Source organism: Cellulomonas sp. McL0606 (genome assembly GCF_058248365.1).
The window spans coordinates 1,096,471-1,108,759 of the sequence record NZ_CM177779.1 but is presented as its reverse complement, the minus strand read 5'-3'; the positions used below and the strand labels follow the sequence as shown (position 1 = coordinate 1,108,759).

The window sequence follows — 12,289 nt, the reverse complement described above, 5'->3', positions numbered from 1 at the left end:
GATCAGCTGGGGGCCCCGAACCCGACGGGTCTCCTGGCCGGCCTGCTCGCACAGGCGTCCGCGAACGTGCTCGGCGCCGCGACGAACGGCACCACGCAGACCCCGGCCACGTTCTGGGGCGAGGTCCTGGACACCATCTACACGGTGCTGGACGGCAACGAGGACCCCAACGCGTTCATCTGGGGCACGAAGCTCGCCCGCCTGTACGCGAAGGCCACTGACACCACGGGCCAGCCGCTCGCGCGACCGAAGGCTGTTGCGGACCTGCAGGAGTTCACGTCGAACCAGGTCCCCTCGTACACCCAGGGCACCATGACCAGCACGGCGACGGACCTGTTCGTCGGTGACTGGAGCAAGCTTCCTCATCGGCCAGCGACTCGGTCTGACGCTGCAGGTGCTGCGCGAGCCTACGCCAACACCGGGCAGATCGGGATCGTCGCGCACTGGAGGGGCGACGTGGGCCTCGCACGGCCGAAGGCGTTCGCCGCCTACCGCGCAATCAAGGGCGCGTGACCGTGCAGATCAAGCTCGAGATCCCGACCCCCGGGAGCCTGTCCGCCCTGGCGGAGGTCTGGATCTCCGAGCGTGGACCCGCACCGGACACCGGCGACACCGAGCACTCGTAGGCCAGGCGTCAACGTCACCCTGGTCGGCTCTCACGCAGACCGGCGGGGATCGATGGACGGAGAGCGGCCCCTTCGGCTGCAGAGACCCGCCCAGCGCCTCGACAGGGCCCCACCCGGGGAACCGCCAACGCGGCCCGGGTGGGGCCACCCCCTCAACTTGAAAGGTGGCCCTCGTGGCGAACTCCAATCTCATCTTCGACATCCTCGCGAACGACCGCGCCTCGGCGAAGATCAAGAACGTCGGCGACGCCACTCAGGTCGCCGGCGGCAAGTTCGACAAGTGGAAGACCGCGGGCGTGCTGGGGGCCGCCGCCCTCGGCGCGGCCGCCATCAAGTTCGGCACCGACTCGGTCAAGGCGTACTCCGATGCCCAGGAGTCGCAGAAGCAGCTCCAGTTCGCGCTCGAGAAGTTCCCCAAGACCGCCGACACGAGCCAGAAGAAGCTCGACGACCTGAACACGGCGCTGCAGAAGAAGACCAAGTTCGACGACGACAACATCGCGTCGGGCCAGGCCGTCCTCGCGCAGTTCGACCTCACCGGCAAGCAGCTCGAGCAGGTCACCCCGCTGCTGCTCGACTACGCGGACAAGACCGGCAAGGACATCCCCGGCGCCGCCCAGGACGTCGGCAAGGCCCTGCTAGGGAACGCCAAGGCACTCAAGAACATCGGCATCAGCTACAAGTCGACGGGCGACTCCGCCACCGACTTCACCAACATCACCAAGCTGATGCGCGACAAGATCGGCGGATTCGCCGAAGAAGAGGGCAAGACCGCGGCCGGTCAGGCCGCGATCCTCGGCAACCAGTTCGGCGAGCTCCAGGAGACCGTTGGCTCGAAGCTCCTGCCGATCCTGCAGAACCTCACCACCGTCGGCCTCAAGGTCGTCGACTGGATCTCAAAGAACACCCAGTGGCTCGGACCCCTCTTGGTCGGGATCGGGGCCGTGATCGCGGCCGTGAAGATCTGGACCGTCACGCTCGCTGCTCAACGCCGCGATGGACGCCAACCCGATAGGGCTGGTCGCGCTAGCCATCGTCGGGCTCGTGGCCGGCTTCCTGTACCTGTGGAACAACGTCGCCAGCTTCAAGACGTTCTTCCTGGACGCGTTCAAGTGGATCGGCAACGCCGTCTCCAACGTCGTCACCTGGGTCAAGGCGAACTGGCCCCTGCTGCTCGCGATCCTCACCGGCCCGATCGGCCTTGCGGCCCTGTTCATCAAGAGCCACTGGGACGACATCCTCGGCTTCTTCAAGGCGATCCCAGGTCGCATCGGCGACGCGTTCAAGGGCGTCGGTGAGGCGATCCTGGCTCCGTACAGGTACGCGTTCACCCAGATCGCGCACCTGTGGAACTCGACGGTCGGCGGCATCAACTTCTCGATCCCCGGTTGGGTTCCTGGCATCGGCGGCAAGTCCTTCGGCATCCCGAAGATCCCTGGGTTCGCGAACGGCACGATGTTCGCTCCTGGTGGTCTGGCGATGGTCGGTGAGCGCGGCCCTGAGGTCGTGAACCTCCCGCGCGGGTCGCAGGTCTATCCGAACGGGACCGGGCCTGGCGGCACGACACGGCTGCACCCGGACGACATCCGGGCGATCGGCGACGTGATCCTCGCCGGCGCCACGGCGGTGTCGACGGTCGTGTCGGATCGGACCGCGGTCCGTGTACTGCGGGCCGCTGGTGGGAGGGCGCGCTGAGGGCGCTGGACTTGTTTCACACCGTTCGGGCACGCGGCGCGGTCGCTCACCGTAGCGTCCTTCCATGTGAGCGACGACCGACCGAGAGCCCCGAGACGCGTGGACGCACGACTCTGGAAGGGGTCGTCACCGGCGTTTGAGTGGCTCGCCCAGAAGCACGCCGCGCCGAACCCACTCGACCCGGTTGCGGTCATGGGCGAAATTGCGTCCCTGCACGACCGCGTTGCGGACAAGCGACCCACAGTCCCAGCGCTGTTGTCAGCGCTCGCTCAGGACGACAAGGCGACCGACCCCTACCACCTGTCTCACGCAGCTGCCTTCGCGGTAGGCATCGCCCTCGACCACCTGGAGGCGTTCCGGTCGATGCTTCAAGACGCACAAAGGACCCAGCCTTGGGCGCCGCACACCCTGCTCCGTGCCGCGCTCGAGAATGCCGCGACCGCGGTGTGGCTGTTGGGCCCCGACGACCCCCTCGAGCGTCGGTATCGCCGACTGAAGATGGCCCTGCACGACGCAACAGAGAGCGCAAACGCTGCCGAGCTTCCACAAATTGAAGCCAGCATCGAGGCGAACTCCAGCGGAGGTTCAGGGCCAGATCCGCTCGCTTAAACCCGACGAGCGGTCGCTCGATGGGCGATGGTCTTATCGGGTGGTTGTGCGGACGGCCTCTGAGCACTTGGGGCAGAAGCCAGACACCGCCGAACTCGTCTGGAGGGTTGAAAGCGGACTCGCGCACGGGCGGACTTGGGCGTCGCTCGGCGTGCTCGAGCGAGACTTTCAACCATCGGCCATCGCCGGCGTCGCCAGCGTGCGGTTGACCTCATCGGTAGAGCAGCTGGTCCCGCCGGCCGAGTTCACGCTGCGGTTCGTTCGCGCGGCCCTGAAGCGCCGAGAAGCCCTCTCCAGCGTCCCTGGCCGAACGGACGACCCGACACCCCCGGCCACGGTCAGCTCGTGATGTGGCCAGGGGTGCCGTCGGTCCTCCTGTCAGTCGCGGTCGATCACTGCGGCCGGGATGACGCCGGTGCTCTGGGTGCCTGAGCGCGGCAGGGCCGCCCACAGATCCCCGCGGCCTGCGGCCACGAGCACGCGGTGCAGGTTCGGCACCGCCATGCGCAGCCGTGCCGCGACATCGGCGAGCGTCTCGCCGACCTTGATGGCCCGTTCGACCGCGACAATGACGATGGTGCGTTCGAGGTCAAACGGTTCGACCGGCTCGGGCTTCATGGGCTCGAGCTGCACGGCGACGGGCTCGGCTCCGACCTCCTTCTGTCGCGGCATCGCAACGAGGTCGCGCACCTCAGTCGCGAAGAATCGCCTGTGGCCGCCGAGGGTCCGGACGGCCGAGATCTTGCCTTCCTGGGCCCACCGCGTGACGGTCTTGGGGTCGACGTGGAACAACGTGGCGACCTCGCCCGGCGTGAGCAGCGGCGTGTACTCCGGGAACATGGAGATCGCGTCGCTCACCGCCGGCCACCCATCCACGTCGGCAGGAGGTCGGCGAACTCGGCTCCGAGCGCGTCGTGAAGGCGCAAGAGGTCAATGACATCGAAGCCGCCGCGGCCGTTCAGGCGCTTGTTGAGCCCGTCGCGCCGCATGCCGATCTCATCGGCCACCGAGGCCTGGGTTCGTCCGCTCTCGCGAATCGTCTGCGCCACCGCGGCGCCAACGGCGAGGTTGACCTGGCGTGCGACGTCCGACGTATCTGACGGCGCTGTCATGCTTCTTTCCATGGGGATCACTCCTGATCAGTGGTTCACCTAGGCCGGGCCCGGTGCTGACACATCGGGCCTGGCCGCTTCTTACTTGAGAGGTCCGACATCGGATCCCAGTCCGCAGACAGTCCGCAGGACGGTCAGCGGCAACCAACTACAGCCAACGCTCGCGCGGGGCATATGGCCAGGTCAGAGGCTCTTTCCAACAATGACCATCGCTAGCCAACGCTCCGGGGCGAGTTGATCCAGATCTCCTCGACCTCGGGATCGTCGAGGTAACGCTGCAGAGGTCCCAGACCGGCCACCGCGTCGAGCACGGCCTTGTGCGCCGCCACGGGATCGATCAGGGGCGGGACCGCGCCGACCACCGACCGCTCGTCGTAGTCGGCGATGACGTCCGCGACGAGGGCGACGACACCCGGCCGGTCCCGCACGGGGTCCATCCCCCGGCGCCGGATCAGCTCGCGGACCTCCGTCTCGAGGATCGCCACACTGTCCACCTGGCGCCCCCTGCCCGTCGGTCACAGTGCCCGATTCATCCGTCATTGTCCGAATATGCGTTGGCGGGAACCCTAGGGGATTCGACCTGCATCCCGCAGCCCGTTGTCCACAGAAGCACCGCCGTTCACCCGTCTCGCCGATACGGGTCGGACGCGAGAAGGCCCGCGGGCGCACTAGCGTGGGCGGGTGACATCGACTCCCCCACCTCTCCCGACCGGCCGTCAGCACGTCCTCGAGCTCGGCGACCAGCGCGCCGTGGTCGCAGCCGTCGGGGCCAGCCTGCGCGAGTACACCGTCGGCGGGCGGGACGTAGTCCTCCCGTACGGCGAGCACGCGATGGCGCCGGCGTTCTCCGGAACGGTCCTCGCGCCGTGGCCCAACCGGCTGCGCGACGGCGAGTTCCGGTTCGAGGACGTGACCTACGACGTTCCGCTCAACGAGCACGACCGGCAGACCGCCCTGCACGGCCTGGTCGCCCACACGACGTTCAGCACCCTCGACGAGAGCGCCTCCGCGGTCACCCTCGAGCACGTCGTCGTGCCCACGCACGGGTACCCGTGGCCCGTCCGTCTGCGCGTGACCTACGGCCTCACGGTCGACGGCCTGCGTGTGACCACCGACGTCACCAACCTCGGCACCTCGACCGCTCCGTTCGGGCTCGGCTTCCACCCGTGGCTGTCACCGGGCGACGCTCCGGTCGACGAGACCACGCTGCAGGTCGACGCCACCCGGCACGTCACCGTCGACACGCGGCTGCTGCCCACCGGCACGGAGGCGCTGACCGGCCGCTACGACCTGCGCGTGGCGACCTCGCTGCGCGGGATCGCGCTCGACGACGCGTGGGTGCAGCCCGTGCGCGACGAGGACGGGCTGACGTGGGTGCGCTTCGGGGGGACCGACGGACGCACCGTGGCGATGTGGGCCGACGCCGGCTTCCAGGCCTGGCAGGTGTGCACGGGCGACTTCGTGGCGGCCATCAAGCGTCGTGGTGTCGCCGTGGAGCCGATGACCTGCATCGCGGACGCGTTCCGCACGGGCGAGAACCTGATCCAGCTGGCACCGGGCGAGAGCCGGGACTGCACCTGGGACTCCAGCTCGTCTGACGGCGAGGCTCGGCGGTCCGCACCCGCGGGCCGACGGGCCGGTCAGCCGTCGTAGTACTCGCCGTCGGCCTTCACGGCCTTCGTGTACTCCCAGTGCCACCGCTCGTAGGGGCCGCTGCCGCCCGGCTGCGCCCAGGCCGGGTTGGCCCAGCCGTACGCCGGGCCGTTCTCGTTGAGCCAGGCCCACTTCACCCCGGACGTCTGGTCCTGGCACAGGTCGACCGCCAGACCCCAGCCGTGGTTGCTCTTGCCGGGCGCCGCCGCGAGGCCGCCCTTCTCCGCCTTGACCGCGCGCTGCTCCGCGAGCGTGCGGTAACCCGAGCTCAGGCAGAGGTCGGCGCCGAACCGGGCCGCGAACGCCTCGTTGAACTCGGCCAGCGACACGGCGGCGTCGGCGCGCAGCTGCGTGTGGTTGTCCCAGAGCGTGCACAGGTCGACGGCCTTGAGCTGGCCGTTGACGCCGGCGTCGCGCACCGAGCCGTCACAGCCCGCCAGGCTCGAGCGGGTGTCGTTGCGGCTGGCACCTGTGGTGTCGACGCGCGCCGCCAGCCCACCGGCGGCAGAGACGAGTGACGCCGGCGGCAGGTCGGACAGCCCGAGCCCGACAGTGCCGTCACCGTGCTGGGCAGCGTGGAGTCCGCGAGCGCGTCCGAGCCGTAGGCCACCGGCGTCGGCACGAGGCCCTGGCTCACCGGGATGGCCACGGTGATGCCGGCGAGGACGCCGAGCACCCCCAGCCGCGCCGCAACCCGCGTCGTCCGACCCGCCCGTCGGGGGGAGCCGCGGTGTGCGAGCGGCCCCGGCGCCGGGGTCGTGGCCACCTCACCGGTGTCGGCGAGCTCCACGGGGTGGGCCCAGTCGCCGTGACGACCGGCACGATCGCCGTCTCCTCGACGGCGCTGACCGTCCGCACCACGTGGCTCGACCGCTGCGCGGCGGGCTCAGCCCCGTCGCCAGGTGCGAGGTCCGTGGCCGGTGTCAGGTCCGCGGTCGGTGCGAGGTCCGCGGTCGGTGCGAGGTCCGCGACGGGAGACCAGGTCACGCTCGCCGACGCTGCAGCCTGAGGCTTCGACGGTGCCGACGGGACCGCCACCGAGTGCGCGACCAGGACGCTCCTCGGGCGTCCCGGGGTCGGCGACACGACAGCCGGCACCGTCGGGGCAACCGGGTCCGGCGCTCCAGCGACGTTCTCGTGCGAAGCGTCGGTCCGCGCGATCGCAAAGGGCTCGTCGACGGTGGATGCCGCGGCCGGCGACACCTGGTCCGGCAGCACGGGGATCGCCACGGTCGACTGCGCCCGGGGCCGCGCGCGGCGCACCGGAGCGGGTGCACCCGCACCGGCCTCGTCGGCCTGAGCAGCACGGGCGGCCCGCCGAGAGGTGACGGCGCCGTCCGCGTGAGCCGTCGACGGCCCGGACGACGCTGCCTCGGCGACGGCAGGGGGCGGGGCTGCTTGCGCGGATCGTGCCGTCGCGGTGCGGACGGCTCGACGACCGCTCGCGGGCGTCGCCGGGATGGCCTGCGACGCAGGAGACGGCATCGCCTGCGACACCGGAGGCGAGACACGCGTGACCGAGTTCGGCTGCGTGGCCGGCGCACTCCGGCCGACCATCGGACGGACCGTCGTGGCGACGGCGGGCTCGGCCGACGGGCGCGACACGTACCGCGTCACCGGGGCGGTGGGCTCCTGGACGCCGTGGGCGTCATCAGCCGGCACAGGCACCGGACCGCCGAAGACACCGCGGGCGGCGACAGACGGCGTCGGCCCGCTGTGCACAGAGACCGGCGAGCGCGGGTCCGACGAGTACGGGTCCGACGGGTGCGAACCCGGCCGGGTCCCGGCGGACGGTACATCGGGCGCGGGACCGGTCGTCGTCCGCTCGGCCTCACGGAGGCCGCGGCGCGTGGGCGGTGCGGTGTCCGGCCCGACGCTGTGCGATCCCACGACACCTCCCGTCCACCGTGCGTTGTCGATTTGTCCCGCGGCCGTTCGAGCGTGCAACGCGCGGTCACGAAACCATAACGGGTGCCGACGAGGCATCCAAGTCCCTGGACGGATGTCCAGTCCACGGATCGGGACAATCCCGGACAACACGCTGAACGACTCGCCCGAGAATGCCCCCGATCAGGACAACTGGTCCCGCTGCATCGCGTCCCGGACCTCGCCGACGAGCTCTTCCAAGATGTCCTCCAGGAAAACGACGCCTACGGTCGCGCCGTCGCGATCGACGCGGGCGACGTGCGACCCGGAGCGCTGCATGACGACCAGCGCCTCCTCGACCTCATCGTCCGGACCGACCACGGCCAGCTGCCGGACACGCCAGACCGGTACCGGCTCGCCGCGGTCGGCGCCCTGGGCGTACAGCACGTCCTTGAGGTGCAGGTAGCCCGTGGGAACACCCCCGGCGTCGAGCACCGGGAACCGGCTGAACCCTGTCTTGGCCACGAGACGCTCGATCTCCTCGGGCGTGCTCCCCGACCCGACGGTGACCAGCCCGTCGGGCGCGATCATCACGTCGGCGGCGGTCCGGTCCGAGAACTCGATAGCGCCCGTCAGCAGCCCCTGGTCGTCGTCGAGAAGGCCTTCCGCCTGCGACCGCTCGACGATCGAGTGCACCTCCTGCGCCGTGAACGCCGACGCCACCTCGTCCTTCGGCTCGACGCCCACCAACCGCAACCCGTGGTTGGCGAGCCAGTTGAGCACCGAGATGACGGGCCGGACCAGCCGCGCGATCCACACCAAGGGCGGACCGAACAGGAGGACCGCGCGGTCCGGACCGGCCACGGCGAGGTTCTTGGGCACCATCTCGCCGAGCACGACGTGCAGGTAGACGACGATCGCGAGCGCGACGACGAACGCGATGACGTGCACCATGTCCGGGCCCACGCCCCACGACTCGAGCGGAGCGGCGATGGCGTGCGCGATCGCGGGCTCGGCCACGACACCGAGGCTCGTCGAGCAGACGGTGATGCCGAGCTGGGCGCACGCGAGCATGAGCGAGACGTGCTCCATCGCCCACACGACGGTCGCGGCCCGCCGGTTGCCCGCGCGAGCGAGCGGCTCGATCGACGATCGGCGCGCGGAGATGATCGCGAACTCGGCGCCGACGAAGAACGCGTTGGCGGCCAGCAGGAGGGCCGCGAGCGTGAGGGCCAGTCCGGCGCTCATCGGTCGGCCTCCTCGTCGGGCACGGCGACCTCCGACACGGCCACGCGCTCGACGCGCCGCCCGGCCATGGCGTCGACCCGCAGCCGCACGCCCGCGACGGTGACCTCGTCACCCTCGACGGGAATTCGGCCCAGCTCGAACATGAGCAGGCCACCGAGCGTCTCGTACGGCCCGTCCCCCGGTACGGCCAGACCGGTCTGCTCGGTCAGCTCGTCCGGGCGCAGGACTCCGGGCAGGAGCCACGACCCGTCGGCCGTCCGGGCCGTCAGCGCGCGACGCCGGTCGTGCTCGTCGGCCACGTCACCCACCAGCTCCTCGATCACGTCCTCGAGCGTGACGACACCCGAGGTCCCGCCGTACTCGTCGACGACGACGGCCATCTGCAGGCCCTGCTCCCGCAGCCCGACCAGCAGCGGGCCGAGGTGCACGGTCTCGGGCACCTGCGGCGCCTCGACCATGAGCGCGCCCGCGGGAACGTTCGCGCGACGCTCGAACGGGACCCCGATCGCGCGGCGCAGGTGGACCAGACCGACGATGTCGTCGCTGTCGTCGCCGATCACCGGGAAGCGGGAGTGCCCGGTCCGCCGGGACAGCTCGATGACGTCGGCCGCGGAGTCGCCCCGGCTGACCACCACGAGGCGCAGCCGGTCGGTCATCACGTCGACGGCCGTCAGCTCCGTGAAGTCGATCGAGTTGGTCAGCAGGGTCGCGGTCGACTCGTCGAGCGTGCCCACCTCGGCGGAACGCCGGACGAGCGCGGCGAGTTCCTGCGGCGACCGGCCGCCGGACAGCTCCTCGCGCGGCTCGACACCGACCCGCCGCAGCAACGCGTTGGCGCTGCCGTTGAAGAACGTGATCAGTGGTCGCAGCGCGCTGGTGAAGGCCCGTTGCAAGGGGGCCACGGAACGCGCGGTGGCCAGCGGGCGGCTGATGGCCAGGTTCTTCGGGATCAGCTCACCGACGACCATCGAGAAGCCGTTGACCAGCACGATCGCGATCAGCGCCGCGACGACACCCCCCACCACCGCGCCGAGCGCGGACCCCTCCAGCGGGATGCGCAGCAGCCGGACGACGGCCGGCTGGGTGGTGTAGCCGAGCAGGATCGTGGTGAGCGTGATGCCCACCTGCGCGCCGGACAGCTCGGTGGACAGCCGACGCAGCGCCTTCAGGACCGACTGGCTGCGCCGGTCGTCCGGGGACGTCTGCTTCTCGACGACGCCCGGGTCGAGCGTGACCAGGGAGAACTCACTGGCGACGAACACGGCGGTACCGAGCGTGAGGAGCACACCCAACGCGACGAGAAGCCATTCGGCGGTCACGCGGTCGCCCTCGAGTGAGGCTCGACGTCGACCGGGTGGCCGGCGTCGACAGGACAGGGGAAGTGGCCGGCAAGGTCTCCGTCGGGTCTGTACCGGTGGAGGCGCCGGCAGCCTTTTCAGCTGCTCATGGTGCGCCACATCATACGGGCGCGGCCCTGCGCCGCGCAGAGCCGGGCGGCGAGGGTGCAGCGTCATTCGTCGCGCCGTGTGCCACGCTGACGGCATGGTGAACGTGAACGGTGGGCCAACGACGGCACCCGGCGCCGGTGCTTCCACGACGGTCCTCGTCGTGGAGGACGAACCGGCGATCGCGCAGGCGATCGTGCACCGGCTCTCCGCGGAGGGCTGGACGGTGGAGTCGGCGGGAGACGGGCTGGCGGGCGTCGCGGCCGCGAGCCGCCTGCGGCCGGACGTGGTGGTGCTGGACGTGATGCTGCCCGGCATCGACGGGCTCGAGGTGTGCCGCCGGATCCAGGCGGAGCGCCCCGTCCCGGTGCTCATGCTCACCGCGCGCGACGACGAGACCGACATGCTGATCGGGCTGGGCGTCGGCGCGGACGACTACATGACCAAGCCGTTCTCGATGCGCGAGCTCGTCGCCCGCACCAAGGCCCTGCTGCGCCGCACCGAGCGGGCCGCGCGGGCGGTCGAGATGGCCGCCGCCGAACAACCCGATCCCCCGCTGGTGTTCGGTGACGTCACCGTCGACCGGGCCCAGCGCCGGGTGACGCGGGGCGAGACCGAGGTGCATCTGACGCCCACCGAGTTCGACCTGCTGCTCGCGCTGGCCGCCTCGCCGCGCACGGTCCTGACCCGCGAGCGCCTGCTCGCCGAGGTGTGGGACTGGGTGGACGCCAGCGGGACGCGCACGGTCGACTCCCACATCAAGGCGCTGCGCCGCAAGCTGGGCCCCGACCTCATCCGCACGGTCCACGGCGTCGGCTACGCCTTCGAGCCGATCGACGGCGGCCCGGGAGGCACAGCCGCCGGCGACGCGGCGACCCAGGGCGCGTGAACGCACCGCGGCACGTCCGCGGCGAGCTCGCCCGCCCGCGGATCCCCGACGTGCGGCCGCTCGACCGGTTCCGCTCGATCAAGATCAAGCTCGGCATCCTGGTCGCTGCCACCGTCGTCGCCGCGGCGTTCATCACGTGGATCGGCCTGACGTACTTCCACCTCGGACCCACACGTACGTTGCCGATCGCCATCATCGGGGCCCTCGTCGTGACCCAGCTCCTGGCCCGCGGGATGACCTCCCCGCTGCGCGAGATGACGTCCGCTGCGCGCCGGATGGCGGCCGGCGACTACAGCCAGCGTGTGCAGGCCACGAGCCTGGACGAGGTCGGTCAGCTGGCCAGCGCGTTCAACACCATGGCCGACGACCTCGAGCAGGCCGACACGTTCCGCCGCGCTCGTCGCCAACGTCTCGCACGAGCTGCGCACCCCGGTGACGGCCCTGCAGGCGCAGCTGGAGAACATCGTCGACGGCGTCAGCGAGCCCGATCCCGTCACCATGCAGGCCGCGCTCGCGCAGACCGAGCGCCTGGGTCGGCTGGTCACCTACCTGCTCGACCTCTCGCGGCTCGAGGCCGGCGACGTCACCCTCGAGATCACCGACCTGCGCCTGCGCGACTTCCTGGAGGAGGCTGCCGAGGGCGCGTTGCTGGTGGGCGCGGCCAAGCACCTGAGGTTCCCGGTGGTCGTCGTCCCCGAGGACCTCACCGTCCCGGCCGACCCGGACCGGCTGCACCAGGTCGTCGCCAACCTGCTGCACAACGCCGTGCGGCACTCGCCCGAGGACGACGAGGTGCGTCTCGAGGCCTCCGTGGTCGGTGGCGAGGTCCGGATCGACGTCGTCGACCACGGGCCGGGCATCGCGCGGGACCAGCGGGCGCACGTCTTCGAGCGGTTCGTGCGCGGGAACAGCCCGGCGCTGACCGGTCAGGGATCCACGGGCGGGACCGGCCTGGGCCTCGCGATCGTGCGCTGGGCGGTCGACCTGCACGGCGGGCGCATCGAGGTGGCGGACTCCGACGTCGGCTGCACCATGCGCGTCACGCTGCCCGCCCACCAGGGAGGAATCGTCCCCGTTCACACCGTTCGCGGGGATGGGTACAAGCATGACCTCGCAGGCCCGCCGACAACCTCGGCTTGAGGTCCC

Annotated in this window: 11 protein-coding genes and 2 pseudogenes; 7 read left to right on the top strand and 6 right to left on the bottom strand. The window is 70.8% G+C overall.

From position 1 onward, the window contains the following. The first annotated feature begins 66 nt into the window (after positions 1 to 66). The 4 genes from AC38ZX_RS05535 (at position 67) to AC38ZX_RS05520 (ending at position 2,930) form a co-directional block, all read left to right on the top strand. A complete protein-coding gene (locus tag AC38ZX_RS05535) occupies positions 67 to 513 on the top strand; it encodes a phage major capsid protein (protein ID WP_491296623.1) in 447 nt (148 codons plus the stop codon). 286 nt (positions 514 to 799) lie between these two features. Then, positions 800 to 1,924, top strand: coding sequence for a hypothetical protein (locus AC38ZX_RS05530; RefSeq protein ID WP_491296622.1), 1,125 nt, complete (start codon positions 800 to 802; stop codon positions 1,922 to 1,924). Between the two features lie 157 nt (positions 1,925 to 2,081). Then, complete coding sequence (locus AC38ZX_RS05525) at positions 2,082 to 2,321, top strand: hypothetical protein (protein WP_491296621.1); 240 nt, start codon at positions 2,082 to 2,084, stop codon at positions 2,319 to 2,321. Between the two features lie 99 nt (positions 2,322 to 2,420). Continuing rightward, positions 2,421 to 2,930: a hypothetical protein gene (locus AC38ZX_RS05520; RefSeq protein WP_491296620.1), complete on the top strand. Its 510-nt coding sequence runs from the start codon at positions 2,421 to 2,423 to the stop codon at positions 2,928 to 2,930. A 657-nt stretch (positions 2,931 to 3,587) separates the two neighbouring features. Here AC38ZX_RS05520 and AC38ZX_RS05515 read toward each other — a convergent pair. From AC38ZX_RS05515 to AC38ZX_RS05505, 3 genes and pseudogenes are all read right to left on the bottom strand, one after another. After that, a pseudogene (locus tag AC38ZX_RS05515) lies at positions 3,588 to 3,770 on the bottom strand (BldC family transcriptional regulator); the annotation flags it as partial. Between the two features lie 14 nt (positions 3,771 to 3,784). Then, positions 3,785 to 4,054 (bottom strand): helix-turn-helix domain-containing protein, encoded by a 270-nt coding sequence (locus AC38ZX_RS05510; protein WP_491296619.1) that lies wholly within the window; start codon positions 4,052 to 4,054, stop codon positions 3,785 to 3,787. A 200-nt stretch (positions 4,055 to 4,254) separates the two neighbouring features. Continuing rightward, a complete protein-coding gene (locus AC38ZX_RS05505) occupies positions 4,255 to 4,527 on the bottom strand; it encodes a hypothetical protein (RefSeq protein ID WP_491296618.1) in 273 nt (90 codons plus the stop codon). Between the two features lie 196 nt (positions 4,528 to 4,723). Between AC38ZX_RS05505 and AC38ZX_RS05500 the strand changes: the two genes are divergently transcribed. After that, the gene (locus tag AC38ZX_RS05500) at positions 4,724 to 5,695 is read left to right on the top strand and encodes an aldose 1-epimerase family protein (RefSeq protein WP_491296617.1); all 972 of its coding nucleotides are present in this window, start codon (positions 4,724 to 4,726) and stop codon (positions 5,693 to 5,695) included. On the opposite strand, the gene AC38ZX_RS05495 is transcribed toward AC38ZX_RS05500, so the two are convergent. From AC38ZX_RS05495 to AC38ZX_RS05485, 3 genes are all read right to left on the bottom strand, one after another. After that, entirely contained in the window at positions 5,683 to 6,114 is a 432-nt protein-coding gene (locus AC38ZX_RS05495) for a M15 family metallopeptidase (RefSeq protein WP_491296616.1), read from the bottom strand. The genes AC38ZX_RS05500 and AC38ZX_RS05495 overlap by 13 nt on opposite strands. 1,651 nt (positions 6,115 to 7,765) lie before the next feature. After that, positions 7,766 to 8,809 (bottom strand): hemolysin family protein, encoded by a 1,044-nt coding sequence (locus AC38ZX_RS05490; RefSeq protein WP_491296614.1) that lies wholly within the window; start codon positions 8,807 to 8,809, stop codon positions 7,766 to 7,768. Then, entirely contained in the window at positions 8,806 to 10,128 is a 1,323-nt protein-coding gene (locus tag AC38ZX_RS05485; protein WP_426594881.1) for a hemolysin family protein, read from the bottom strand. Before AC38ZX_RS05485 ends, AC38ZX_RS05490 begins: the two co-directional genes overlap by 4 nt. Positions 10,129 to 10,351: 223 nt before the next feature. Here AC38ZX_RS05485 and AC38ZX_RS05480 point away from each other — a divergent pair, with 223 nt between their 5' ends. Continuing rightward, positions 10,352 to 11,143: a response regulator transcription factor gene (locus AC38ZX_RS05480; RefSeq protein ID WP_426594880.1), complete on the top strand. Its 792-nt coding sequence runs from the start codon at positions 10,352 to 10,354 to the stop codon at positions 11,141 to 11,143. Continuing rightward, positions 11,140 to 12,283: pseudogene (locus AC38ZX_RS05475) on the top strand (HAMP domain-containing sensor histidine kinase). Before AC38ZX_RS05480 ends, AC38ZX_RS05475 begins: the two are co-directional and overlap by 4 nt. Positions 12,284 to 12,289 lie beyond the last annotated feature (6 nt).

What these genes read in the sequence shown, in the direction of transcription:
- AC38ZX_RS05480 (WP_426594880.1), top strand. Translation starts at nt 10,352, where the DNA reads ATGGTGAACGTGAACGGTGGGCCAACGACGGCACCCGGCGCCGGTGCT.
- AC38ZX_RS05490 (WP_491296614.1), bottom strand. Translation starts at nt 8,809, where the DNA reads ATGAGCGCCGGACTGGCCCTCACGCTCGCGGCCCTCCTGCTGGCCGCC.
- AC38ZX_RS05525 (WP_491296621.1), top strand. Translation starts at nt 2,082, where the DNA reads ATGTTCGCTCCTGGTGGTCTGGCGATGGTCGGTGAGCGCGGCCCTGAG.
- AC38ZX_RS05510 (WP_491296619.1), bottom strand. Translation starts at nt 4,054, where the DNA reads ATGGAAAGAAGCATGACAGCGCCGTCAGATACGTCGGACGTCGCACGC.